The organism is uncultured Alteromonas sp. (assembly GCF_963976965.1).
In the GTDB taxonomy this organism is placed as follows: Bacteria; Pseudomonadota; Gammaproteobacteria; order Enterobacterales; family Alteromonadaceae; genus Alteromonas; species Alteromonas naphthalenivorans.
The window spans coordinates 81,374-105,555 of the sequence record NZ_CAXBMP010000012.1; the positions used below are offsets into that span (position 1 = coordinate 81,374).

Annotated in this window: 27 protein-coding genes; 19 read left to right on the forward strand and 8 right to left on the reverse strand. The window is 42.1% G+C overall.

The features are described from left to right. The first annotated feature begins 76 nt into the window (after positions 1-76). Entirely contained in the window at positions 77-199 is a 123-nt protein-coding gene (locus AAC006_RS11190; protein WP_012518525.1) for an efflux RND transporter permease subunit, read from the forward strand. Positions 200-363: 164 nt separating this feature from the next. On the opposite strand, the gene AAC006_RS11195 is transcribed toward AAC006_RS11190, so the two are convergent. The 4 genes from AAC006_RS11195 to AAC006_RS11210 all read right to left on the reverse strand — a co-directional run bounded on the left by AAC006_RS11195 (position 364) and on the right by AAC006_RS11210 (position 3,473). After that, the gene (locus AAC006_RS11195; protein WP_012518526.1) at positions 364-588 is read right to left on the reverse strand and encodes a hypothetical protein; all 225 of its coding nucleotides are present in this window, start codon (positions 586-588) and stop codon (positions 364-366) included. Between the two features lie 9 nt (positions 589-597). Next, entirely contained in the window at positions 598-1,311 is a 714-nt protein-coding gene (locus tag AAC006_RS11200) for a transglutaminase family protein (RefSeq protein ID WP_012518527.1), read from the reverse strand. Continuing rightward, a complete protein-coding gene (locus AAC006_RS11205; protein ID WP_012518528.1) occupies positions 1,311-2,675 on the reverse strand; it encodes an MBL fold metallo-hydrolase in 1,365 nt (454 codons plus the stop codon). The genes AAC006_RS11200 and AAC006_RS11205 overlap by 1 nt, the downstream gene beginning before the upstream one ends. A 93-nt stretch (positions 2,676-2,768) precedes the next feature. Then, entirely contained in the window at positions 2,769-3,473 is a 705-nt protein-coding gene (locus tag AAC006_RS11210; protein ID WP_015067768.1) for an AraC family transcriptional regulator, read from the reverse strand. Between the two features lie 157 nt (positions 3,474-3,630). Between AAC006_RS11210 and AAC006_RS11215 the strand changes: the two genes are divergently transcribed. The 4 genes from AAC006_RS11215 to AAC006_RS11230 all read left to right on the forward strand — a co-directional run bounded on the left by AAC006_RS11215 (position 3,631) and on the right by AAC006_RS11230 (position 8,370). Continuing rightward, positions 3,631-4,869, forward strand: a complete 1,239-nt coding sequence (locus tag AAC006_RS11215) for a site-specific integrase (protein WP_049588607.1) — start codon at positions 3,631-3,633, stop codon at positions 4,867-4,869. A 3-nt stretch (positions 4,870-4,872) separates the two neighbouring features. Further along, positions 4,873-5,568: a hypothetical protein gene (locus tag AAC006_RS11220; RefSeq protein ID WP_126873338.1), complete on the forward strand. Its 696-nt coding sequence runs from the start codon at positions 4,873-4,875 to the stop codon at positions 5,566-5,568. Between the two features lie 1,058 nt (positions 5,569-6,626). Continuing rightward, positions 6,627-7,730, forward strand: coding sequence for a tyrosine-type recombinase/integrase (locus AAC006_RS11225; RefSeq protein WP_339349190.1), 1,104 nt, complete (start codon positions 6,627-6,629; stop codon positions 7,728-7,730). Positions 7,731-8,013: 283 nt separating this feature from the next. Then, entirely contained in the window at positions 8,014-8,370 is a 357-nt protein-coding gene (locus AAC006_RS11230; RefSeq protein ID WP_339349189.1) for a hypothetical protein, read from the forward strand. A 61-nt stretch (positions 8,371-8,431) separates the two neighbouring features. On the opposite strand, the gene AAC006_RS11235 is transcribed toward AAC006_RS11230, so the two are convergent. Together AAC006_RS11235 and AAC006_RS11240 are read right to left on the reverse strand one after the other, a co-directional pair. Beyond that, complete coding sequence (locus tag AAC006_RS11235; protein WP_339349188.1) at positions 8,432-8,809, reverse strand: diacylglycerol kinase; 378 nt, start codon at positions 8,807-8,809, stop codon at positions 8,432-8,434. A gap of 87 nt (positions 8,810-8,896) precedes the next feature. Further along, positions 8,897-9,319 carry a universal stress protein gene (locus tag AAC006_RS11240; RefSeq protein WP_013784105.1) on the reverse strand — a complete coding sequence of 141 codons (423 nt, stop codon included), beginning with the start codon at positions 9,317-9,319 and terminating at the stop codon, positions 8,897-8,899. A 136-nt stretch (positions 9,320-9,455) separates the two neighbouring features. Between AAC006_RS11240 and AAC006_RS11245 the strand changes: the two genes are divergently transcribed. Next, on the forward strand, positions 9,456-9,944 hold the full coding sequence (locus AAC006_RS11245; protein WP_339349187.1) for a c-type cytochrome: 489 nt from the start codon (positions 9,456-9,458) through the stop codon (positions 9,942-9,944). Here the strand turns inward: AAC006_RS11245 and AAC006_RS11250 are convergent. Then, positions 9,941-11,572, reverse strand: a complete 1,632-nt coding sequence (locus tag AAC006_RS11250; RefSeq protein WP_126873334.1) for an FMN-binding glutamate synthase family protein — start codon at positions 11,570-11,572, stop codon at positions 9,941-9,943. The genes AAC006_RS11245 and AAC006_RS11250 overlap by 4 nt on opposite strands. Positions 11,573-11,894: 322 nt before the next feature. On the opposite strand from AAC006_RS11250, the gene AAC006_RS11255 reads away from it, so the two are divergent. From AAC006_RS11255 to bfr (AAC006_RS11265), 3 genes are all read left to right on the forward strand, one after another. Further along, a complete protein-coding gene (locus AAC006_RS11255; protein WP_126873333.1) occupies positions 11,895-13,469 on the forward strand; it encodes a cation:proton antiporter family protein in 1,575 nt (524 codons plus the stop codon). A gap of 136 nt (positions 13,470-13,605) precedes the next feature. Then, complete coding sequence (bfr, locus tag AAC006_RS11260; RefSeq protein ID WP_057791831.1) at positions 13,606-14,082, forward strand: bacterioferritin; 477 nt, start codon at positions 13,606-13,608, stop codon at positions 14,080-14,082. After that, a complete protein-coding gene (bfr, locus tag AAC006_RS11265) occupies positions 14,082-14,549 on the forward strand; it encodes a bacterioferritin (protein ID WP_057791833.1) in 468 nt (155 codons plus the stop codon). The genes bfr (AAC006_RS11260) and bfr (AAC006_RS11265) overlap by 1 nt, the downstream gene beginning before the upstream one ends. Before the next feature lie 6 nt (positions 14,550-14,555). On the opposite strand, the gene AAC006_RS11270 is transcribed toward bfr (AAC006_RS11265), so the two are convergent. Then, entirely contained in the window at positions 14,556-14,942 is a 387-nt protein-coding gene (locus AAC006_RS11270) for a hypothetical protein (protein ID WP_260563534.1), read from the reverse strand. Between the two features lie 322 nt (positions 14,943-15,264). Between AAC006_RS11270 and ccoN the strand changes: the two genes are divergently transcribed. From ccoN to uspE, 10 genes are all read left to right on the forward strand, one after another. Next, a complete protein-coding gene (gene ccoN, locus AAC006_RS11275; RefSeq protein WP_013784112.1) occupies positions 15,265-16,698 on the forward strand; it encodes a cytochrome-c oxidase, cbb3-type subunit I in 1,434 nt (477 codons plus the stop codon). A gap of 15 nt (positions 16,699-16,713) precedes the next feature. Beyond that, positions 16,714-17,319 carry a cytochrome-c oxidase, cbb3-type subunit II gene (gene ccoO, locus AAC006_RS11280; RefSeq protein ID WP_013784113.1) on the forward strand — a complete coding sequence of 202 codons (606 nt, stop codon included), beginning with the start codon at positions 16,714-16,716 and terminating at the stop codon, positions 17,317-17,319. Between the two features lies 1 nt (position 17,320). Further along, the gene (locus AAC006_RS11285) at positions 17,321-17,482 is read left to right on the forward strand and encodes a cbb3-type cytochrome c oxidase subunit 3 (RefSeq protein WP_013784114.1); all 162 of its coding nucleotides are present in this window, start codon (positions 17,321-17,323) and stop codon (positions 17,480-17,482) included. A 16-nt stretch (positions 17,483-17,498) separates the two neighbouring features. Then, positions 17,499-18,452, forward strand: coding sequence for a cytochrome-c oxidase, cbb3-type subunit III (gene ccoP, locus AAC006_RS11290; RefSeq protein ID WP_041452524.1), 954 nt, complete (start codon positions 17,499-17,501; stop codon positions 18,450-18,452). A gap of 137 nt (positions 18,453-18,589) precedes the next feature. Next, a complete protein-coding gene (locus tag AAC006_RS11295) occupies positions 18,590-19,069 on the forward strand; it encodes a FixH family protein (protein WP_013784116.1) in 480 nt (159 codons plus the stop codon). Then, positions 19,069-21,471: a heavy metal translocating P-type ATPase gene (locus tag AAC006_RS11300; protein ID WP_126873331.1), complete on the forward strand. Its 2,403-nt coding sequence runs from the start codon at positions 19,069-19,071 to the stop codon at positions 21,469-21,471. Before AAC006_RS11295 ends, AAC006_RS11300 begins: the two co-directional genes overlap by 1 nt. 1 nt (position 21,472) lies before the next feature. Beyond that, positions 21,473-21,688, forward strand: a complete 216-nt coding sequence (gene ccoS / locus AAC006_RS11305; RefSeq protein WP_013784118.1) for a cbb3-type cytochrome oxidase assembly protein CcoS — start codon at positions 21,473-21,475, stop codon at positions 21,686-21,688. After that, positions 21,675-22,334, forward strand: a complete 660-nt coding sequence (locus tag AAC006_RS11310) for a sulfite exporter TauE/SafE family protein (RefSeq protein ID WP_013784119.1) — start codon at positions 21,675-21,677, stop codon at positions 22,332-22,334. Before ccoS ends, AAC006_RS11310 begins: the two co-directional genes overlap by 14 nt. A gap of 50 nt (positions 22,335-22,384) precedes the next feature. Next, on the forward strand, positions 22,385-23,125 hold the full coding sequence (gene fnr, locus AAC006_RS11315; protein WP_041452525.1) for a fumarate/nitrate reduction transcriptional regulator Fnr: 741 nt from the start codon (positions 22,385-22,387) through the stop codon (positions 23,123-23,125). 97 nt (positions 23,126-23,222) lie between these two features. Then, positions 23,223-24,146: a universal stress protein UspE gene (gene uspE / locus AAC006_RS11320; protein WP_126873330.1), complete on the forward strand. Its 924-nt coding sequence runs from the start codon at positions 23,223-23,225 to the stop codon at positions 24,144-24,146. Positions 24,147-24,182 lie beyond the last annotated feature (36 nt).

Here is a 24,182-nt window from a genome sequence, read left to right on the forward strand (position 1 = left end):
CTAGAGTGCTTAAACTATTGAGTCATGTCACCTATTCATTGTTCATATCAGACAAATACTGGAAGAAACAGGGGAATTGGTTCGTTCAATTATTGACAGCGCACTAACGCGGTTACGGCCGATATTGATGGCCGCATTGGCAGCAAGCCTTGTGTTCGTGCCCATGCCGATCAACGTGGATACTGGCGCAGAGGTATAACGGCCTTTGGCCACAGTGGTCATCGGCGGATAATATCGTCAACCTTGCTAACACTGGTAGTGCTGCCTGTTTTGTTTCGATTGGTTTACAAAAAGCTTGTTGTGTACTGAGCTGGGGCATTCGATATGAGTTCGAGTGCCCTCTTATTAATTGCGCTGTTTATATTACAGTTTAGAACATTCTCGAGACTGACAATATAGCGCAAAAAGGCCTAATCCGACGAGAATAATCAGAGGATGAAATAGCAAGTTGTGTACAACCGATTGTTCCCAAATAAAGCTATGTGATATAGCGCTGATAATGAATATCAGGCCAATTACCAGCAACCAAATGCGGTTAAAAATGGCATGTGAAATAAAGACTTTACTCTTACGTTGTTGGTTATTCATTGTGCTCTCCTAAAGCTTGTTTGAACGGATGTAGTCGATTCGCCGGTTCAAACTATGCCGTAAAATATTTTCATATAAAAAGGATTTGAATCCCTTTAAATTATTACCATGGGCTTGATAAAACGTATCGGGAGAATCAAAAATGCCAAAATCATCGACAATCCCTTCACTTTGAATGAAAGTGTTTTTTCCACACCAAGCAATGTTAGGTGATTGCAGGTTTTTAGTGGCGATGGCGTAACCTGAAAACGTCGTAGCTTTTGGGAATCGCTTTTGAACACTGTTTAAATAGCCGTTATCGAGAATAAAGCCTTCCAACGAGATCCACTCTTTGTCATGTTGTACTTCTACCCAGCTATGAATGATTAGCCGTGGGGCGAGTATATACAGTAAGCCCGTGATAGCACCTTTTTGCAATCGCTTATCGATGGTAAACCCATGCAAACGACATGCAATACCGGTTGCCCTTAACAGTGCCATCAGTAAGGTTGCCTTGGTATTGCATTGACCAAGACCATCTTTAAGCACCTCCGAAGCAGCTATATCATCACGTTTGTTATACCCAAATGCGACATCGTTTTGTATAAAGTGGTAAATAGCACCAATACGCTCAGAGGTAGTCAGTGACTGCCACTCCTTTTCGGCAATAAGCGTCTGAATAGCGGGCGTATCGAAATCAAGTAGGGGAGTGGCTTGTAAATAAGTGGCGTTGATAGGTGACATTAGCGTGCCTCCTCTAGTCTTGTAACAAACTCATCAAAATGTATGGGTTTACCGGCGCGAACGGGTATGAATTCGCCGGTAAAGTGTTCCTCAACCAATACCAATGCTTGGTCGCTTGTATCGTGAGCACCTAACGCAACTATGTCGAATTTTTGTGACATTAACGCAATATCATTAAGTACATCTTGTTTACTGATGGGAGAAAAAAGCCCGCTACCTGACGCCAAACGACGCTGTATATCTATACCAGCAATATGCAGCCGGCCTGTTTCAAGTGGAAAATGTACATCGCCGATTAACGCATATAGAGGAGCCTCAAAATGTGTTTCAATATGGGTTATCAGCGCAGTCAGTGTTTGATGACCACACCCGACAACTACCACGAGTCCTTTGTTTTCGAGATGGATCACCAAGGCTTGTTCGTCAACTCGGCCCAAGACTAGCTGTCGAGGAATGGGGCCGGTTGACGCCAGTGAATCCATGAGTATCGTCGGCTTGTCGATAGTCGTTACATCCTTGCCAGGATAGCTAAGTGGGATGGGGGCAAAAATAGACGTATTCACCAGTGCTGGTTGGTTAAAACCAAAGCCTATACTGCTTTTTTCTTCCCATGTACGCCCACCAATATGATCACGATGGAAATGACTAATAAAAACAGTATCAAGTTCATCAGTGTTTACATCAAGGCGCTGTAAGTTTTGCTCAAGTGGAGATTCTTGTGCTTGTTGTCGGTTGTGTCCCAGATCAAATAACACGGTGTGCTTATCCGTTTGCACTAAGTATGAAACACCAGCCTCTGTGGCAAACCCCGGCTCCCCATAAAAATTAACCACGGGCGTGACACTCAGTCTGTGTGTACTTTCTCCAATCGATATGGGTGTAAAGCGCTGAGATGTCCAGTATTGCGATAATGCACTAGCGGATGACTGGTGGCGAGCGTCAAAAATAAACAATGAAGCAATCACGCACAGTGCGATCACACAAAAGATTATTGCTCGCTTCATCACATCACGCCATACATTGTAATCGGCTAAAACCGGCGCGAGATCGGGAGGGAGGGGCATAGGTTTGAGCGCCGATACGTTACTACCTCCGGTATTACCTTTTGGCACCCACCCCAAAAGATAGCCTGGGATTGTTGCAACGATCCTGAGCAGTTGTCCAAAAATTTCACGGACATCCCGTTGTTTTAGTCCGATCTTCAACATTAAAAGATGAGCGTGTATATGAGGAATAAGATAACGTTGACCCAGAATATGCGCACGCTCTAACGCGATGAAGGCAGATGATAAATCTCCTGTTGCTTCGAGTTCCCGAGCCAATTTCTTTGAGCGTTCATATTCACGTTTTAGAAGTGGTTTCATAATTTTGCTGCCTTCAAACTGTCTATGAACCGGAATTATTCAAGGTTTTAGTCGAAGGGTATTGAACAAATCGCCTGTATTAAGCAAAAGCGCCTATTGTTTATCCATATTTTGGGTTTGTCCTGGTGTTACGCCAATAGTGTCGCGCAGAATTCGTGTAAAATGAGCTTGATCGGCAAAGCCTGCATCATAAGCGGCATCCGCTAAGGAAGCGCCTTTTGCTAATGATTGAAATGCCAAGTTTACCTGTTTCCATACAATGATTTTTGAAAATGGGACGCCAAGGTAGTGTGTCGATAAGGCGCGAAGTCTAGAGACTGAAAGACCTACATGTTTCCCGATAAGCTCGACAGTCGGGCGCTTATCGATACTGTTGAGATAAGTCATCGCCGAGATTAGTCGTGCGTCAATGACACTGTTATTTTGATGATAAAGTGTTTCCAGCTTATTCATCATGTCACGCAAAGGAATATCCGCTAACAACGTGTCTAACATTTCCAGAGAGAGGCTTTGTACTATTAAACCTTTTTGCTGAGAGGGTTGCAGAGCGTCGGCAAAAAAAGAATCTGGTTCAATAAGTAGAATGACGATGGGTGATGATGTAGTAATTCTATGTTTAACACCTGAGGGAATTAACCACCCATTACCTTGTTTTTCAAATGTGTTGTCATCGGTAACAGTAATGCCTGCGCCTGCAACCAACTGCAGAGCGGCATGGGCATGCAAATTATTTTCTGCGCTCATACCTCGAAACGCAATCCAGGTTTCACCAAAACAATATTCGCCTTGCCATTTCAAATTAAATTTACCTTTGTTCGTCAGAGAGGAAAGGTTTATTATCACCGTCGAACATCCTATCTTTAAAATCCTCCTATGTCTAATACGGTTTAGTATTAGACATAACGTATGCAGGTAAGTTATAGTGTTTGCATCTTAACTAACAATCACAACACTCTTGGCAATCACAAAACCTACACCGTTGTTTCCCACGTATACTGAGCTGGCAGAGCTCAGTCTGTCTGACTATCCACAACTAAGTTCATTCTTAGATAAGCAACCAATATGGATGAGACAGCACTGGGACTGGGCGAAAGAATATCTTTTATATATCGGTCGCAACAAATCACAGCACACGTATGTGCGTTTTCGAAATGACATCGAAAAGTTTCTACTGTGGGTCTTCATGGTGGATAAGCAGCCAGTAGACGACTTACGTAAAGCAGATATTTTGCGATACATTGATTTTTGTGTGGCGCCACCAGTTAAATGGATAAGTACGCAGCTCCATGATCGATTTAGCCTCAATAACGGATATTTTGCTTCAAACCTTAAGTGGACGCCGTTCAGACAAACGCCGCCAAAATACGATAAGGAAAGAGTGCTCGATCCGAAAAAGTACCAACCGTCATTGCAAACCCTCGAATCTACCTTTGTGGCATTAAGTTCTTTTTACCGTCATCTCATCGATGAAGAAATTTGTTTCGGCAATCCTATTCCATTAGCAAAACGTGACTGCAAATATATGATTAAAGACAGTCAGGTGAAAACGATCAGTCGATTAACGGAGCAGCAATGGCAATATCTCTTGGATACTGCGGTTGAGATGGCAGATAACGATCCGCTTGTGGAACGCAATTTATTCGTTATTGCTACCATGAAAACCCTATTTCTGAGGCTTTCAGAGCTTTCAGAGCGCCAAGACTGGACACCGTTAATGAGCCATTTTTGGACTGATGAGGACAATAACTGGTGGTTTAAGGCCTATGGAAAAGGCAAAAAGATTAGAGATATCACGGTACCACCGGGTTATCTCACGTTTTTGAAACGATATAGAGAATGGCGTGGACTGTCACCGTTACCATCCAAAGGTGAACAAACCGTTTTGGTCGAAAAAATTCGCGGTCGCGGTGGTTTAACGAGTCGTCAAATTTCCAGGCTTGTACAGCATGTTTTTGATGAGGCTTTCGACAAGATGAAGTCTGAACATGGAGTAGAAGCCGCACAGAAATTAAATGAAGCAACGACACATTACTTGCGTCACACCGGTGCCAGCATGGAGATTGAAAGAGATCGTCCACTGAAAGATTTATCCGAAGATTTAGGGCACTCTAGTAGTGCAACGACCGATACGGTTTATGTCCAGGTAGAACGAAAACGACGTGCATCGTCTGGTAAAGACAGAAAAGTCGAGTAGCTAATGCGAAAGACAACATGCTACATGTGCGATGCCTTAGCGACAACGAAGGAGCATATTCCTCCGAAAGCATTGTTTCCAAAACAAAAAGATGTGCTTAGGGAGCTCAGTCTACGCAAAGAATTAATTACGGTACCATCTTGCGAGGAACACAATAATAGTAAGAGTAAAGACGATGAGTATTTAGTGTTTTGTCTGTCTACGTGCTTTCATGGAAATGACATAAAAGAGCAGCTGTTTAATACCAAGATCATGCGAGCAATTGACCGTCGACCTGACACATATTCGAACTTTTTAGATAACTATCAACGTGTAATGCTGAAACATCCCGATGGAAAAGTAGAACACACTGCAGCGTATTCAATCGACCTAAGACGTTTTGACAGCGTGTTATCGCACATAGCATGTGGATTGTATTACCATCACACTCAAAGTAAGTGGGAAGGCGCCACGCTTGTTATGAGCAATGAATTACGTGATTTGAGCTCTATAAATTCTGATGAAGTAAATAGAATAACTGACGATACTATTGAGCGTGTAACATCGTTCTTAAGCGAGACAAAAAATTTTGGAGCAAATCCAGAGGTTTTCTATTATAAAATTTATGATGATAGGCCCAAAGGTTTTGTAGTTTTAATGACATTTTATTCAGCGATATCTGTCGCGGTAACGTTAAGTGAAAACTTTAAAACTAAATGACCTATATATAAAAAACAGGTACTTACGTTAAAATATCGAATTTCAGTGACCTAAACGGTAGTTCAGCCTATCTATGTAGGTAGGCGCGTTCATGTGTCGATGCATTCCCAACTCTCTATCCCGCTGTGGCCAGTACTAAGGCTGTTCCCTGTCCTAGGTTTAGGTGTGTTTTACCGATATGTTTAAATTTATTTGGCTGAAATGGAAACTACTTTCTAAAGGACAATCTTAAGGAAAATGATTAGAAGCTTACCGTGGATTATGTACTTACTATTAAATTTGCAGCGTGGCGAACATTATTAATAGTTTATTGCGGCTTTATAAATACGTTACGTATGGTTATTACTAACGACGCTTTATTAAGCGTGTTGAGTATTTTTATATGGAAAAAAATTAGTCAGTTATTTTATTTATGTGCTTGTGTGTCTCAACGAGACCTTATCGTGTTTATGCATCAATGATAATGTCAGGGTTATTATTAGTAATTAGATTTGTTTAACAACACGATATTCATATTTTAGCTCCATCTAATTTAACGCGGTGATTATCTAGTACTTCTTATTTACTTTTCTTGCCGCTGGTAAGACACCTAACCTTTTTATAATTCAAATTTTATACTTTGTGTGTTGCATCAATTTTTATTGTGTCTTTTAGAGAGGATATTTTATGCCTAAAAACAACGTATACAGGCTGTAAGGTGTTTATTGATAAGTGATGCTAGTTGAATATACGCTTAACCTAGTACTGAATATGTTAATTGTTGGGAGTAATATTAGCCTCAGTAAAGTTGAAACTTGAGTAATTTTAACGCGCTCCTACGTGAAATCTAAGCGCATAATAGAGGTATATACCGTTAAATTTTACGTAGCGCACGTTTAATAAATAGCCGATTAAAAAAGAAAATGTGGTTATTACCATTACAGCTGTATATAACAACAGTTTAAGTGTGTAGAATCGGGTTAGTATAGGGCTACTTCAGTAATTTCACGCATGATAACTGTAATTATCATGCATGAAATTAGTTAGCCAAATTGTCGTGAAAACAATGAGTTAGTTAGATGTCGTCTATATTCAAACCTGGTTCAAATACACAACTGTCTATTGTCGATGGTGACAGTACCAATACAGAACGAGCTGAATATGTTGATGCGTATTTTCGTGACATATTTACAAAGCTACCTCGCAATACCCAACGCGCTTATATCAGTGACTTTAACGACTTCGCCATTTTCTGCCAGTCAGAACGTATCGACAGTTTTAGTGATGATTTCTCTCATAACGAATACGCAATTAAACGCTATGTAGAAGAACTGTGTAAGTCTCCCCTCGCCTACAGAACTATCAAACGCCGCCTATCAGCGCTGAGTAAATTTTTAGGCATTGCGAAACTTCCGAATCCTATCATCCAATCGGTGTATCTGCGGGACTTCGTTCGTTTGTCACTTATTGAAAATCGTAAGTTCCAACTTAGTCATAACCAAGCCGTTCCGCTTACTATCGATTTATTGGACGAAATAAACAATAAGATTATTCCAGACACATTATTAGAAATGCGCGATTTAACGATTATGAACTTAATGTTCGATGCACTCTTACGCGCTGATGAGCTAGTACGTGTATGTGCTGAGCATATTAGTAGACGCAATAATGCATTGTTAGTTGTTACATCAAAGTCTGATCAAAGCGGCAAGGGTTCACATCGATTTATTTCTACTAGTACTATTAATATGGTTGATGAATATATTGCAGAGGCTAACTTTGATGCTAAGACACAGAGCGAAAGACTAATTGATGATCCTCGCCGCATAAACAAAGGTATTCTTTTTCGCCGTGTTTCAAACCGCGGGCATGCGCTGCTGCCTTATAACGAACAGCCAAATACACATCAACATTCACCATTAACTGAATCTTCAATTCTCGATTATTCCAGTGTTTATCGAATATGGAAACGAGTTGCTGCCCGTGCAGGAATAAAAGAAAACATTACGCCTCATAGTGGCAGAGTTGGTGGCGCAGTTTCACTTGCAGAAAATGGTGCTACCTTGCCCGAACTCCAATTGGCCGGAGGCTGGCAGTCCCCTGAAATGCCTGGTCACTATACGCAACAAGCTAATGTGAAACGAGGCGGAATGGCTAAGTTATCAGAAAAATTTAAACGTTAATTTTAGGTTTTATTCAACTGCCCGTGCTCGATATTGGATTTACCTCGTTATTTGTCCTAGTTGTGTAATTCTTTGGGATAGAACACTAATTGCATATCTTATTGATATTAATAGTGTTAACCTATTCATGAAGTTACGCGTAACTTTTTACACTGTGCGTTCCCGTCTTTCCCCTTCTCTTTTCCAAATCTCCCACTTCTTTTTCCGTGTTTGCTATCAAAATTGAACCCAATTATCGAATGGCTTCGTATCAACTAGCATAGGTATTAAAAAAGGAAATGTTATGTCTAATGGTATTAACCCGTCACACGGTAAAACAATTGCAGAGCTCGTCATTCCATCTAAAACGTGGTCACTTCATCCGGAAAAGAAACCAGCATTTACTTCAATTGATGAAGCCATTGACTACTTTGCTGACAACAATGAGCCGCTTTATATCAAAGTGCCATTTGTCGATGAGGAAGATAATGTACTCGTTCATGTGAATTCTAGCGGCGAGGATGTGGTGTTCACTATTTCCGATTTAAATCACGGCGGTGAAAGTCGTGTTGATGCATCACATTTAAAGAACTTAAGTAGTTCTGTGGTAGAGCTAATTGAGCAGAGTTATGACAATAAGAAAAGCCCAGAAACTATGTAATAGGTTAGCCATCTTATTGTAGATAAACGTACATCTTCTCAAATCTACGTTTTTAATATTTTTACATCAAGATGATTCCCCATGTTACCAACACGAGTATCAAACTGATAAATACCGCCGCCGATCCAATATCTTTGGCCTTCCCTATCAGTTCGTGCATATCAGTACTTACGTGGTCTGATAGTTTTTCCACGGCAGTGTTAAGTAGTTCTGTGATTAGTACGACAAACAGTGAGAAGAGTAACAACACTCTTTCGCTGTTTGTTACTTCAAGCATGAACACAATGGGAAGTAATATTGCCATTGCTACAACTTCTTGCCTAACCGCGGCTTCGCTGGAAAATGCCGCTTTTATTCCTCTATAAGAGTAGATAGTAGCAAAATAAAAACGAGTAAAACCCGAGCGCTTTGGTGGCATAACGTTACAGTGTTTATTCATAATTCCTAGACACTAACTTATTTAAATGACAGATATGTTAAGAGTCGTTCAGAGCAGGTATCAATGTCATTCGCTATGTCTCAGTGTTTAGATTTTTACCGCTAACACATCTCTTTTTACACCGTGCAGCACAGCATTTGCTGTCGAGCCTAGTAGAAGCCGAAGACCACTTTGACCATGTGTGCCTATCACAATCAAATCGGCGTTTAACTTTTCAGCTAAGTGATGTATTTCATCTGCAGGTGAACCAATTTCTACATTTACGTTAGTATCTGGAATATTGTTGATTGCCGCAATGTCTTTCAATTTTGTCATTGCTTGTTCTTGTACGTCTTGTGAATAGTCACGTTCCAAAAATAGTCCGTATGGCTCAACGTTAGTCTGTGGAAATGCCACATAAAGTAGATGAACGTTTTTTGGATCTGGTGCTACCCGCAGGGCTTTCGCTAAAATTTGCGAATAGTCTGAAAACACATCTATAGGTACTAAAACAGTCTTGTAATCGTCCATTAGTTCGTTCCATTAACGGGAGTGGATAATCACAATATAGTTAACTTCTCTTCACATTTCTTTGATTGAAATCAATTCGCCGTTCTAGTTTTGCACCATAATGAAATTTCAGAATAATAAAGTTGGAGTCGTGAACATGGCAAAACTTACTACTGCATTACCATTAATCGCGTTGTTATTGGCGGGATGCGATTTAGGACCAGACTCGCCTCGGGGGTTTAGCTTACCTGAGGGAAATGCAGACGCTGGTAAAGTGGCATTTCAGAAGTACCAGTGTACAGACTGTCACCAAATAGAAGGCATAACGATGCCAGAAGATCATGCTTATCTAGTGCCTAAACCAATCCCTCTAGGGGGAAGCAGCGGCAGGATCACAACCTACGGAGAACTGGTCACCAGCGTGATAAATCCCTCACATAAGTTAACGCGTAGGCAGCCTGTTAGTATGACTTCCGTAGATGGAGAGTCTCGCATGCGTAATATGAACAATGTACTTACTGTTCAGGAACTCATTGATTTAGTTGCTTATTTACAACCTAAATATAAAGTCGTCCCCTATCGAACTTCTGAGTATCGTTTGTATCAATTACGCATGCCAGAACAAGATGCTCAAAGTGGAAATTAAGACACTGATTTCGTTTCTTCTTCTATTTCAGCCAATAAGCTGCACGGCATAAAGCTATCAGAATTAGCTTCTTTGACGTGCAGCTTGAATCGCTCTGGAATATCATCACCTAACAGTGTACCGGTTTTCACTAGTGGAAAAATCTCGTCGTAACGTGCGATACTTGCTTGGTCTACCCGTCTAAATATATGCGTGCGGTTTAATTCTGTTGTACTTACATGGCCGGTTGAAGACAGCATATCCATTAACGCATGCAGCGTCTTTTTGTGAAAGCGATACACTCGCTCAGATTTGTCCGTTACATCTAGCCCTTTCGCCAGCTTTGGATCTTGCGTTGCAACGCCGGTTGGACATTTATTAGTGTTACACGAAAGCGACTGCACACAACCAAGCGCTAGCATCATACCTCGTGCACTATTACAAATATCTGCGCCCAAACTTAAGTTTTTAACAAGTTGAAATGCTGAAATAATTTTACCTGAGGCAATAATTTTAACTTGTTTTCTTAAGTCGAAACCAATCAAACAATCGTCTACAAATGCCAGTGCTTCTCTAAGCGGGAATCCAATTGAGTTTGTGTATTCCAACGGGGCGGCGCCTGTACCACCCTCACCGCCATCTACGGTAATAAAATCGGGTGTAATACCGGTTTCTACCATGGCTTTACACATGGCAATAAATTCACTTTTTCTACCTAACGCGAGTTTAATCCCAATAGGCTTGCCGCCACTTAGATCGCGTAGCTTTTGTATATAATCAATCATCTCTAACGGCGTAGAAAAAGCGCTATGACGAGGCGGTGAATCTACTTGAGTACCTGGCTCTACGCCTCTAATTTTCGCTATTTCGGGTGTATTTTTATAAGCCGGTAATATACCGCCATGGCCGGGTTTAGCGCCTTGGCTTAACTTTATTTCAATCATTTTAACTTGCGGCAAACATGCTTTTTCTTTAAACAGGTCGGCATCAAACTTCCCGTCTTTGGTTCGGCACCCAAAATAGCCAGTACCAATTTGCCAAACAATGTCACCACCGTTTTCTTCGTGATAAGGCGTTAACCCACCTTCCCCAGTGTTATGGAAAAAGTTCCCCTTCTTTGCGCCCTTGTTAAGCGCCAGAATGGCATTTTTAGACAAGCTACCAAAGCTCATCGCACTGATATTTAGAATACTTGCAAGATAAGGTTGCTTACAGTCTTTTCCACCAATTGTTACCCTTGGATCGTGGTTCATTTCATCAATATCACGGGCCGATAATGAATGCCCTATCCATTCATAACCATCGTCGTAAGTATTTAATTGGGTGCCAAAAGGAATTGTTTCTCTGCTGTTTTTAGCTCGTTGGTACACAATAGAGCGAAACATACGTGAAATAGGTGCGCCGCCAGTATCTGATTCTAAAACATACTGCTGTATAAAGGGCCGCAGTGTTTCAACGGTCCAGCGAGTTCTTCCAATTAATGGGAAGTTTTTTAGAATCGAATGTTTGTTCTGGACTGTGTCGACGATTGCTAAAACGAGTAACATCACGGTTAATAATAGAAACCACCACGCTGGATGCCAGTAAAAACCTACCAGTAGGTTAAAAATAAATAATGCCGTTAAGGCTCCTAAGATTTGATTTCGCATAGCTACTCCATGTGTGATTATCAGTTTTTACTGTTCCAACACAATTTTGGGTTTTATTAAGCGGCATGTTTACGTATTACTATATCTTTAATTGCTAAAACCTACAGTGATATAAACGCAACATAATGGTATCTATCTTTTCCCATTCGCTCGTGTTTCATTACATGCTAATCTAAACACTTCTATATACATCAGCGTGTTGAGCATTTTGTGTGATCGCCGCGCTAACTAATGTAAGAATGTGAGGTAGAAATGTCATGGCTTAAACGGACTACAGACATTTCTATTGGTACTAATTAATCGAAATGGTGAAAGGTAATTCATGGAGTATGCATTTCTTCTGTTCGCATTTGTTTGCGGTTTAACGGTTAAACTTATTGGGATCCCCCCGTTAGTAGGTTACTTAGTCGCGGGCTTTTTACTCAACTTTTCAGGCTACACGCTCACTGATGATCTTACCAAGATAGCCAACTTAGGTATTACCATCATGTTGTTCACTATTGGTTTAAAGTTAAACATTCGCGACTTAAGTAAACGCGAAGTATGGGCCGGTAGTATTACCCACACCCTCATCTGGGTGGGCATCGTGACTTGCGGTGTATATGGCATTGCTGCTGTAGCCAGCCAGTATATAGAAGGGCTAACGTGGCAAAGCGCTACGCTGATTGCTTTTGCGTTAAGCTTCAGCAGTACGGTTTGTGTTATTAAGGTGCTAGAAGAAAGCGGTGAAAGTAAAACCCGTCATGGCCGACTTGCCATTGGTATTTTGGTTATGCAGGATGTGTTTGCTGTTATATTTTTAGTGGCTGCCACAGGCAAACTCCCTTCGGTGTGGGCACTTGGGTTGTTGGCACTTATTCCCGCGATGCCGCTTATTAACCGTGTTATCAATAAGTCAGGTCACGGAGAGTTACTCCCTCTTACTGGGTTCATTCTTGCCTTAGGCGGCTATCACCTATTCGAGCTGGTGAATATCAAAGGCGATCTAGGTGCTCTGATATTTGGCATTATGTTAGCGCAACATGAAAAGGCCAGTGAGCTTGCTAAATCGTTGCTTAGTTTCAAAGACTTATTCTTGATAGGCTTCTTCCTTACCATCGGGCTGACCGCGCTTCCTGATTTCAATATGATTATTATCGCATTGGTATTCTGTTTGTTTATCCCTATAAAGGCCACCCTATTCTTTGGCTTATTTACGTCACTTCGATTACGAGGCCGAACGTCTTACTTAAGCAGCCTAGTGCTGTCTAATTTTAGTGAGTTTGGACTTATTGTAGGCGCGCTTGCGGTATCTCTGGGTTTATTGGCTGAAAGCTGGTTAGTAGTGATTGCACTTTCATTGTCAGTCTCTTTCGTTATTACTAGTGTGCTGTATCGCACCTCGCATTCTCAATATCATAAATATAAAGACACGATTAAACGTTTCGAAAAAAACCGCCGGCTTAAAGAAGACATTTACCCTGCTTTGCACAAAGCTGAGTTTTTAGTATTGGGAATGGGACGGGTTGGGCAAGGTGCGTTTAATGCGCTGTCTAAACTTGCCGAGGTGAGTGTATGGGGTATGGACGCCGATAGAGTGAAAGTAAAGCAGATGGCCAGCGAAGGCTTAAACGTTATTTGCGGTGATGGTGAAGATGTAGACTTGTGGGACAACCTAGAACTTAAAAATGTTCACTTAATTTTATTAGCGCTGCCTTCTATACAAGATGCAATCAATATCACCCGTCAGCTTAGAAACGCGGGTTATACCGGTAAAGTAGCAGCGATCGCACGGTATGAAGATGAAGTTAATCATTTGCTAGAACAAGGCGTTGATAAAGTATTTAACTTTTTCACCGAGGCGGGTTTAGGTTTTGCCGAAGAAAGTTTAGCCTATGCAAATACGCAACAAAAATAGTCGACTATTCTTAATGCAAACAAAGGATGAAGTGATAACCATTTCTATTTGTATGCCTTTGTTTTTAAAGTAATTTTTTGACATTTGCGTATTTTCACTCTACACTAGCGTCATATTGATAATTAAGGTTTTTATTATGCAAGGTGACAAACAAGTCGTCGCGAAGCTGAATGATGTACTCACCAGTGAGTTAACGTCTATAAATCAGTACTTTCTGCATGCACGTATGTTCAAGAATTGGGGCTTACAAGAGCTCAATGAAAAGAACTACAAAAAGTCGATTAAAGACATGAAGCAAGCAGATGAGTTGATTGAGCGCATTCTATTTTTAGAAGGGTTACCTAATCTTCAAGCGTTGGGCAAACTTTACATTGGTGAAGATACTGAGGAAATGCTGAGCTGCGATGCCAGGTTCCAAAAAGAGCAGCTACCACTGTTACGTGAAGCTATCGCGCTGTGCGAAGAGAAGCAGGATTACGTTACGCGCGACATCCTAGAATCAATTTTAGAGTACGAAGAAGATCATTTAGATTGGATTGAAACTCAAGAATATCAAATTGGCGCTATGGGTATTGAAAACTACCTTCAGGCGCAAGTAATGGGAGATGACTAATGAAAGGTAATCAAACCATCATTAAAGGTCTAAACGAGCTACTTTCTTACGAATTGGCCGCTATGGATCAATACTTCATTCATTCTCAAATGTATTTAGATTGGGGGCTCACTAAACTTTATGAGCGTATCGATCACGAATTTGACGATGAGCGTGGCCACGCCACTAAACTTATCGAGCGTATGCTGTTTTTAGAAGGCGTACCAGACATGGTCACGCGAACTGGCTTTAAAGTAGGTTCAGATGTACCTGAAATGCTTGAGAGCGACCTTCGTGTTGAATATGAAGTAGATGCAAAACTTAAAGAAGTCATCGCGCTATGTGAATCTGAAAAAGACTACGTAACACGTGACATCTTAGTTGTACTGCTTGACGATACCGAGCGCGATCACGCCCATTGGTTAGAGCAACAACTTGGCTTAGTGAAACGCCTTGGCTTGTCTAACTACTTGCAGTCTCAAATGTAATTAATACTACATTGTCGTTTCGAAGTTCAGGTAGCTTGGTGCTGCCTGACCTTCTATATTTAACCGCAATTGCCATTTCATTTTTTCTTCGTTACAGCTTCCCAACATAAACCAACCTGACCATTCGCCATTGTGTTTATTTTCAAGCAGCACGGGCACTTTACCCATGTACATGTTCACGCCCTCTATCCAAGCACTTTCTATCTTTGTGCCTACAGGTAAATCGAGTACTAAGGTAATAGAGGTTTCAGGTTCTACTTTCTCTGAAAATTCCGCGTAAGCATGCCTGCCATGTATTAAAAATTCACAGTGCTCGTTGACAAATGTACAGCTCTCTCCTATTTCCTTTATGGAGCCCGAAGAAGGCGTAGCGGACATTTGGTATTGATGCACTGCAAATACACATACTGCAACGAGAAAAATGCAAAGCGGGGTAAGCCACCTTTGTGAATAAAATGATCTCTTTTTGTTACTGTTATTTAGCATTTCTTAAATTTTGTATATTTCTTCATTGATGGAGATCAAGCTCAGGTAGTTTATGGTATCTTTTTGTAATTAAAAACCTTATCATCCGCGTACCAACTGGCTTGGAGACTATAATTATTACTCTTTCCGAGCTCGGTGTGAAGCGTTATTCCGTTGCTTTCGCATGTCTAGACCGTACTTGAACGGCTGTTGGAGACCATAGTTCATTTGAAGTGGAAGATTCATTAAAATGAGTGAAATAAGCCAAGCACAACCTGACTACAATTATAAAGTAGTTAGGCAATTTACCATTATGACCATAGTCTGGGGTATCATTGGTATGGGCCTAGGGGTATTTATTGCCGCGCAATTATTTGCACCTATGCTTAACTTTGACACACCATGGCTAACGTTTTCGCGTCTGCGTCCTTTGCACACCAATGCCGTTATTTTTGCCTTCGGCGGCTGTGCGTTGTTCGCAACGTCATACTACATCGTTCAGCGTACCTCTCAGGTTAGACTGTTCAGTGACAAACTTGCTGCATTTACGTTTTGGGGCTGGCAAGCCGTTATCGTATTGGCAGTAGTTTCTCTACCTTTAGGTTTAACCAGCTCGAAAGAATACGCTGAACTAGAATGGCCAATCGATATATTGATTACGCTAGTCTGGCTCGCTTATATCATTAACTTCTTCGGAACCCTAGTTATCCGAAAAGTGTCGCATATTTATGTTGCGAACTGGTTCTTAGGGGCGTTCATGCTTACCGTTGCTGTATTGCACATTGGTAATAGCATGGCCATTCCGGTGTCTTTCACTAAGTCTTATTCATTGTATGCAGGCGCAGTAGACGCCATGATGCAGTGGTGGTACGGCCATAACGCAGTAGGTTTCTTCCTAACTGCTGGCTTCTTGGGCATGATGTATTACTTCGTTCCTAAGCAAGCAGGTCGCCCAGTTTACTCGTACAGATTATCTATTGTTCACTTTTGGGCATTGATTTCATTGTACATTTGGGCTGGTCCTCACCACTTACATTATACTGCCCTACCCGATTGGACACAGTCGCTAGGTATGGTGATGTCTATCATTCTATTCGTTCCTTCTTGGGGCGGAATGATAAACGGTATAATGACGCTATCTGGTGCATGGCATAAATTGCGTACTGACCCTGTATTACGTTTCTTAATTGTTTCATTGTCTTTCTACGGTATGTCTACCTTCGAAGGCCCAATGATGGCAATTAAAACAGTTAACGCACTGTCTCACTACACAGACTGGACTATCGGCCACGTACACTCAGGTGCACTAGGTTGGGTAGCCATGGTATCAATTGGTTCTATTTACCACTTAATACCTATCCTGTTTGGTCAGCCAGCGATGTACAGCACACGTCTTGTTAATGTTCACTTCTGGTTAGCAACAATTGGTGTGGTGCTATATATCGTAGCAATGTGGATGTCAGGTGTTCTTCAAGGGCTAATGTGGCGTGCAGTAAATGCTGACGGTACATTAACGTATAGCTTTGTCGAATCGCTTGAAGCGTCTAAACCTTTCTATGTGGTTCGTTTCATTGGTGGTTGTTTCGTGGTTACTGGCATGCTTATCATGGCCTACAACACATGGAAAACCGTTCGTGCCCCTAAAGGTAGTATCGCTGCTGATGTTACAACTCAGCCAGCGTAATAAGGAGACGACATAATGAAAAATCCACATGAGTTAATTGAAAAAAATGTCGGCCTGTTAACCGTGCTAATCCTTGTTGCGATTAGCTTCGGTGCCATGGTTCAAATTACGCCGCTGATGTTTCAGCAGCAAACAATGGAACCGGTAACAGGCTTACGTCCTTATACAGCATTAGAATTAGAAGGCCGTGACATCTATATCCGTGAAGGATGTGTTGGTTGTCACAGTCAGATGATTCGTCCGTTCCGTGCCGAAACAGAACGTTACGGTCACTACAGTGTTGCTGGTGAGTCAGTATGGGAACACCCTTTCCTTTGGGGTTCTAAGCGTACTGGTCCTGACCTAGCACGTGTTGGTGGGCGTTACAGTGATGAATGGCATCGTGTTCACCTGCTTAATCCGCGTAACGTGGTACCTGAGTCGAATATGCCTGGTTTCCCATGGCTTGCAGAAAACAAACTTGACGGTAAGTTAACCGCCAAGAAGATGGAAGTTTTCCAAGGCTTTGGCGTACCGTATACCGACGAAGATGTCGCGGGAGCACAAGCGGCAGTACAGGGTAAATCTGAAATGGAAGCCCTTATTGCATACCTACAATCTCTTGGCACACATTTGAAATAATATGGATCAAGGAATAGTAGGTAGCATTTTTACTGTCATCGTCTTTGTTAGTTTCATTGGCATAGTTTGGTGGGCTTTTAGTAGCCGCAACAAGCAAAAGTTTGATGAAGCGGCGAATTTGCCTTTCGCAGACGAAGACAAAGAAAAATCAAAAGAAGATTAGCAGGAGTCTCGAACTTATGAGTATGTTTTGGACAATATGGATTTCAGTGATAACCCTAGGGTTAATCATTGGTTGCTATTTCCTTCTGCGCTGGTGTTTGTCTAACCAAACAGGCGTGCCAGAAGGAGAATCAATGGGGCATGAATTTGACGGCATCGAGGAGTTGAATAACCAACTTCCTCGTTGGTGGACAATCATGTTCTACATGACAATCATTTGGGGTTTTATCTATCTTGCCCTTTATCCTGGATTGGGTTCATACGAAGGCTTATTTGGCTGGAAGAGCTCAAACCAAGGCATATTGACGCTTGAAGAATCGGCGCAAGCGCGTATCGATGCAAAAGAGCAAGGCAAGTTTGTAGAGTACGATCGTGAGTTGGATTATGCAGCTGAAAAGTTCGACCCAATTTTCGAAGCGTATGCGCAAATTCCTGTTGAGGAGCTAGCGAACGACCCTGAAGCGAATAAAGTAGGACAGCGTTTGTTTATGCAAAACTGTTCTCAGTGTCACGGTTCTGATGCTCGCGGGCAAAACGGTGGTTTCCCTAACCTTACTGATAACGATTGGTTATATGGTGGTTCGGGTGCAAAAATTGTTGAAACCCTAACGTTAGGCCGTAAAGCCGCTATGCCAGCATGGATAGATGTTATGGGTGAGCAAGGCATCGAAGAAGTGGTTGAATATGCATTAAGCCTAAGCGGCCGTGATGTTGACCAGCAACTTGCTGATGCAGGTAAAGTTCGCTTTGCTGCATGTGCTGCCTGTCATGGTATGGACGGTAAAGGTAACCAAGCACTTGGTGCGCCTAACCTGACTGACAACATTTGGTTATATGGCGGAAGCCATCGTGCGGTTACTGAAACACTAACCTACGGCCGAAATGGTGTTATGCCTTCATTCAAGAAAACCTTGGGTGATGACAAAATCCACGTTGTTGCATCGTACGTTTATAGTCTTTCTAACGACTAAATTCGTATAACCAACAATAATGCTAAAAAGCCTCGTTATCACGGGGCTTTTTTTATGAGAAAATACACATCTTCAACTGGATGCCTTATTTTTCCTATCGCGCCGGTTTTCCTGTAGTAAACGAGTTGATGTAATTAATGAATACACCCTGGTATAAACAATTTTGGCCCTGGTTCCTTATTGCTGTTCCCCTAATTACATTAGTAATGGGTGGCGTGTTATTGAAATTGGCTATTTCAACCGAAGACAGCTTAGTAGTAGACGATTATTACAAAGAAGGTAAAGCCATTAATGCCCGGCTAGATAAAGAAGCCATCGCGAAACGCAAAAACATAACAACAGAGTTAACCATTACTGATGGCAGTATTGCAGTAAAATTCCATTCAGGTATTCCTCAAGAAGGAAACGCCCTTAAATTGAATTTTTATCATGTGACCATCGAAGAGCGTGATGCAAGTGTATTATTAAGTCGTGATGCTAATGGTATTTACCGTGGTTTTGTCGAAAAGGACTTAACCGGTAAATGGCAAGTCTCGCTTTCTCCTGTAGACGACAGTTGGAAAGTACAAAATACGTTGCAACTTCCCTACTCTGGCGCCATCAAGTTTAATCCGTAATGAGCGAAAACCTTTGTTACCATTGCGCGTTACCTAACGATGCAACACACAAATATGAAGCAGTAATATTAGGGGAAACCAGGCAGCTCTGCTGCCCTGGTTGCCAAGCTGTTGCTCAAGCCATCGTTGATAATGGCTTAGAAGATTATTATCAGTTTCGTACTGAGCCAGCCCAAAAGTCAGACGATGGTATCTTAGAAAGCCTTTCTGCGCTTAACGTTTATGACGACCCAGCCCTTCAAGAAGAGTTTGTTTTTGACGAAGGACAGCACAAGCAAATACAGCTAACCCTTGAAGGCATAACGTGTGCAGCGTGCGGTTGGCTGATTGAAAAGCAGCTTTCAAAAGTATCAGGTATTGCGCAAGTCGCCGTAAACGTTCAAGAGCGTCGCGCACTAATAACCTGGGAACCCGATGTTATTAAACTTAGCCAGATACTCACCACACTAAAACGCATAGGGTATGTTGGCTCACCGTTTCACCCAGATGAACATGAAGCGAGTTATAAACGCGAGCAAAAATCGTTTATTAAAAAGTTAGGCTTGGCAGGCATCATGACCATGCAGGTGATGATGCTAATGGCTGGGCTTTACTTCGATTGGTTTGGTGCCATTGAACAAGAAACCCGTCAATACTTTTATTGGGTTGCACTCACCCTTACCACCCCCGTAGTACTTTATTCAGGAAGCGCGTTCTATTTAGGTGCTTTGAAGGCAATAAGCGCAAAAACCGTGAATATGGATGTGCCTGTCACCCTCGCGGTATTTGGCACCTACTTTGCGGGTTTACGTTCCACTTTGCTTGAGCAAGGTGAAGTGTATTTTGAATCCATATGCATGTTTATCTTTCTACTGCTGTTGAGCCGATTCCTTGAACATAGAAGCAGGCACCGTGCGGCGCAAATTTCAGCCAATATGATGCAATATATTCCGGTTTCAGCGGCTAAAATTGAAGGTGATGGCAGTATCGTTCAGATCCTTGCAAAGCAATTAGCGCCCAATGATGTAGTACTAGTGAAGCCCGGTGAGACCATCCCTGTCGATGGTATTGTGCTAGACGGTACCGCTGCGGTTGATGAGTCTATGTTAACGGGAGAATTTAACCCCGTCAGTAAATCGGCCAGCCATGTAGTTTACGGCGGTACAGTAAACCAAGATGGCACACTAACGGTTAAAGTGACCCAAAGCTTAAAGCATGCCTTGGTCAATCAAATCGTGCGTTTACAAGCTAGCGCCATGGCAAGCAAGCCAAAAGCTGCGCAGATTGCCGATAACTTTTCCCGTTACTTTGTGTTCTCGGTATTGCTGATATCGGCTTTAACGTACAGTTATTGGTCGTTTGTGGGCAGTGAAGATGCTTTTTGGATCACCATCTCTGTATTAGTGGCAACCTGCCCTTGTGCGCTAGGCTTAGCCACACCTTCAGCGTTAACCTGCGCTATGGCGAAGCTGAATCGTCAGGGCATTTTGTTAAAGCGCGCTGACGCCTTAGAGCAACTTAACGATATTGATACCATTGCCCTTGATAAAACCGGCACACTGACCGAAGGTAAGTTCTCATTGCAACAGCGCTGGTTTGCTAAAGGGGTAGATCCAGTGCAGGTAATGGCGCTAACTACATTGTTAGAGTCTCGTTCTGAGCACCCTATTGCCCGTGCCTTCGACAACGATAATGTTAAGTCAAAACATAGAACCCTGCCTAATACCATGAACGGATTTACCGTTACACCAGGTGGCGGCATTAGTGGTGAGATAGACAACGTCGTTTTTACTATGGGTTCAGCCGTATTTTGTAATTTATCAACCACCTCAAAGGTAGATATACCGGCAAATGTGTTTTTGTGTGCCGACGGTGTATTAATGGCCGCGTTCTGCGTAAATGATAGCTTGCGGCAAGATGCCTTAGCGACACTCACCGCACTGAATGAACATCAATTAGTGGTGCTAAGTGGCGACACACAGAAAAACGTTGATGCACTTACTGCTAGTTTACCAATCAACTTAGCAAAGGGTGGCTTATCACCGGAGCAAAAATATTCACAGGTGCATACTTTGCAAAAGCAAGGTCGCAAAGTCATGATGATGGGCGACGGTATAAACGATGCCCCTGTTCTTGCTAGCGCAGATGTGGCGGTTGCGGTAGGAAACGCCACAGATGTGGCCAAAACAGCCGCCGATGTTATTTTGCTAGGAGACAGCTTGCTATCGGTGCCAACCTTATTTTCTGTGGCGAAACAGGCAAAACGTAAAATTCAGCAAAATATTGCATGGTCAGTAGGTTACAATATTATCATTCTACCCTTTGCAGTGTCGGGGTTACTCTCTCCCTGGATGGCCGTGGTTGGCATGTCACTGAGTAGTATTATTGTGGTCACCAATTCAACGAGGTTATTAAGTAAATAATATGAGTATCATTTACGTCTTAATTCCCATCGCTATTATTATTGTTGCGCTGGCACTGGTTATCTTTTTCTGGGCGGTAAAAACCAATCAGTTTGAAGATCTTGATAGACAGGGCTACAGCATTTTGTTTGATGATGATTTATCAGGTGATGAAAAGAAGCTAGCCGAGCAGCGAAAGCAGTTACAACAACGCAAAGAAACAGATGACAGAGATTAATATATTCTCTGCTTTTTTCATTGGAATTGCTGGCGGCGTGCATTGTGTGGGTATGTGCGGTGGTATTGTTGCCGCACTACGCACAGTAACGCCAAGTAATGAACCGGCATTACCCTACACCCTTGCCTATAATTTTGGCCGTATCCTCAGCTACACATTAGCCGGCGCTATTACAGGCGCTGTCGGCCAAATGGCCACCGAGTTTGTGCCTATTGCTAAACCCGTTTTATCTTTGATTAGTGGCGTTATGCTGCTGCTATTAGCGTGTTATTTGGGAAAGTGGTGGCAAGGCTTGAATTATATTGAAGCTATGGGACGCGGCTTATTTAAAGCTATTCAGCCAATATCTAAACGATTTCTTCCATTCAAAAGCCCGGTTTATGCACTACCCTATGGTTTTATATGGGGCTGGCTACCCTGCGGGTTGGTCTATTCCACGTTAACGTGGTCATTAGCATCGGGGTCGGCCGTTGACGGCGCTGCCATCATGTTATTTTTTGGGTTAGGTACTCTGCCCACTTTGTTAGCTGCAAGCGCAGGTAGCCAGTACCTAATAGCTGGTTTTAGGCACCCCGTGGTAAGACAATGCTTTTCCGTAATAGTGGCTATTTACGCTCTCTTTTTAATTTATGCAGCAATTTCATAAACAAAAGAGTAAGATTAATATTAAGTCGACCCTATTTATAGTTTGAACCTATGAGCAAAGGAAGCCAATTCTCAATTCATTGTCAAAATTGCAGTTTCAGCCACTTGTGTTTGCCCGTTGCGCTAAACAAGACTGAGATTGAATCTTTAGATGATATTATTGAGCGAAAGAAACCCCTTCACAAGAGTGATTTGCTGGTAAAGTCGGGAGATAAATTCAACTCTCTTTACGCAGTACGCACGGGCTCTTTTAAGTCTTTCGTCACCAATTCAGATGGTGAAGAGCAGATTACAGGTTTTCACTTCCCTGGCGATATTATCGGCTTCGATGCCTTACGGGAAAATAAGCACCAAAGTTATGCTCAGGCATTAGAAACCGCCATGGTGTGCGAATTACCGTATGAAACGCTTGATGAAATGTCGGTTCAATTTCCTAAGTTAAGACATCAAATAATGAGTTTTATGAGTGCGGAAATTAAACAAGATCATGATCTCATGATGTTGCTTAATAAACGCTCAGCGGAAGAACGTCTATTGTATTTCCTCTCTCAGCTTTCTCAACGTTTCGAAGAACGTGGATTTTCAAATAAAGAATTTCACCTAACCATGACTCGAAATGAAATTGGGAACTATCTTGGTCTAACTATTGAGACCATTAGCCGCCTGTTAAGCCGTTTTCAAAAAGAAAATATTATCCAAGTGGACGGTAAACTCATCACTATTTTAGATTTTGATGAGATGTCACAACGTTTAACGTCTGTGGTTGCACCTAATATCGCCTGTAATAGCTAATCTTCAAAGCTTTTGATCTAAAACAAGTTACGTAATAGCAAATAGGTATTACACTTAAATTGTAGCAACCAAAATTCTGACTATGTTTGGAGGGGTTATGATTAAGTATGAGCGTATTTTAGCGGTTATTGAAGCCGATAGAGAAACCCAACCTGCGCTTAGCCGTGCATATGAACTTGCCAAAAAGACAGGTGCCTCTGTCACCGCCATGCTGGTGGTTTACGACTTATCTTACGATATGACAACCATGCTTAGCCCTGATGATCGTGAAGCCATGCGTGATGCGGTCACTAAAGAACATGCTGGATGGTTGAAAAAAACTTTAGACGACTTAGGTTTTTCTAAAACAGATATAGTTGTGGAATGGAACAACCGTGCCTTTGAAGCTGTGGTGCATTATGTCATCGACAACAGTATAGATTTAGTGGTAAAAGCAACTAAGCGCCATGACGATTTAGCTTCTGTTATTTTTACTCCTACAGACTGGCATCTACTTAGAAAATGTCCCTCCCCCGTATTATTGGTTAAAGATCATGAATGGCCTGAAAATGGTGAAATTATTGCCGCGGTAAATGTAGGCAGTGAAGACGACGAGCATGCCTTACTTAACGACAAAATCACGGTGATTGCTAACGATTATGCCGCGCTGCTCAGCGGTAACGTAAATTTGGTAAACAGCTACCCAGCTACGCCGCTAAATATTGCTATTGAAGTTCCTGAGTTTGACCCAGACACATACAACAACGCGGTAAAGCATCATCACGAACTTGAGATGAACACACACAGCGAGAAGTATGCTATCGATAGTAAGCGCTGTTATGTGAAGGAAGGCCTTCCTGAAAAAGTCATTCCAAAGATAGCCAAAGATATAGACGCTGAACTTGTTATCATAGGTACGGTTGGCAGAATAGGTATTTCTGCGGCTCTCATAGGTAACACCGCAGAACATGTTATTGATGAACTTGTGTGTGATGTACTGGCAATAAAACCAGACGGCTTTATTTCGCCCCTTTCACGGTAATTCAGACAGGTTCATAAACAGCCTGTCGGCACTGTT

Bases quoted from the DNA above. Each gene is read 5' to 3' on its own strand.
- AAC006_RS11195 (WP_012518526.1), bottom strand. From the start codon at position 588: ATGAATAACCAACAACGTAAGAGTAAAGTCTTTATTTCACATGCCATT.
- AAC006_RS11200 (WP_012518527.1), bottom strand. From the start codon at position 1,311: ATGTCACCTATCAACGCCACTTATTTACAAGCCACTCCCCTACTTGAT.
- AAC006_RS11205 (WP_012518528.1), bottom strand. From the start codon at position 2,675: ATGAAACCACTTCTAAAACGTGAATATGAACGCTCAAAGAAATTGGCT.
- AAC006_RS11220 (WP_126873338.1), top strand. From the start codon at position 4,873: ATGCGAAAGACAACATGCTACATGTGCGATGCCTTAGCGACAACGAAG.
- AAC006_RS11225 (WP_339349190.1), top strand. From the start codon at position 6,627: ATGTCGTCTATATTCAAACCTGGTTCAAATACACAACTGTCTATTGTC.
- AAC006_RS11230 (WP_339349189.1), top strand. From the start codon at position 8,014: ATGTCTAATGGTATTAACCCGTCACACGGTAAAACAATTGCAGAGCTC.
- AAC006_RS11235 (WP_339349188.1), bottom strand. From the start codon at position 8,809: ATGAATAAACACTGTAACGTTATGCCACCAAAGCGCTCGGGTTTTACT.
- AAC006_RS11240 (WP_013784105.1), bottom strand. From the start codon at position 9,319: ATGGACGATTACAAGACTGTTTTAGTACCTATAGATGTGTTTTCAGAC.
- AAC006_RS11245 (WP_339349187.1), top strand. From the start codon at position 9,456: ATGGCAAAACTTACTACTGCATTACCATTAATCGCGTTGTTATTGGCG.
- AAC006_RS11250 (WP_126873334.1), bottom strand. From the start codon at position 11,572: ATGCGAAATCAAATCTTAGGAGCCTTAACGGCATTATTTATTTTTAAC.
- AAC006_RS11255 (WP_126873333.1), top strand. From the start codon at position 11,895: ATGGAGTATGCATTTCTTCTGTTCGCATTTGTTTGCGGTTTAACGGTT.
- bfr (WP_057791831.1), top strand. From the start codon at position 13,606: ATGCAAGGTGACAAACAAGTCGTCGCGAAGCTGAATGATGTACTCACC.
- bfr (WP_057791833.1), top strand. From the start codon at position 14,082: ATGAAAGGTAATCAAACCATCATTAAAGGTCTAAACGAGCTACTTTCT.
- ccoN (WP_013784112.1), top strand. From the start codon at position 15,265: ATGAGTGAAATAAGCCAAGCACAACCTGACTACAATTATAAAGTAGTT.
- ccoO (WP_013784113.1), top strand. From the start codon at position 16,714: ATGAAAAATCCACATGAGTTAATTGAAAAAAATGTCGGCCTGTTAACC.
- AAC006_RS11285 (WP_013784114.1), top strand. From the start codon at position 17,321: ATGGATCAAGGAATAGTAGGTAGCATTTTTACTGTCATCGTCTTTGTT.
- ccoP (WP_041452524.1), top strand. From the start codon at position 17,499: ATGAGTATGTTTTGGACAATATGGATTTCAGTGATAACCCTAGGGTTA.
- AAC006_RS11295 (WP_013784116.1), top strand. From the start codon at position 18,590: ATGAATACACCCTGGTATAAACAATTTTGGCCCTGGTTCCTTATTGCT.
- AAC006_RS11300 (WP_126873331.1), top strand. From the start codon at position 19,069: ATGAGCGAAAACCTTTGTTACCATTGCGCGTTACCTAACGATGCAACA.
- ccoS (WP_013784118.1), top strand. From the start codon at position 21,473: ATGAGTATCATTTACGTCTTAATTCCCATCGCTATTATTATTGTTGCG.
- AAC006_RS11310 (WP_013784119.1), top strand. From the start codon at position 21,675: ATGACAGAGATTAATATATTCTCTGCTTTTTTCATTGGAATTGCTGGC.
- fnr (WP_041452525.1), top strand. From the start codon at position 22,385: ATGAGCAAAGGAAGCCAATTCTCAATTCATTGTCAAAATTGCAGTTTC.
- uspE (WP_126873330.1), top strand. From the start codon at position 23,223: ATGATTAAGTATGAGCGTATTTTAGCGGTTATTGAAGCCGATAGAGAA.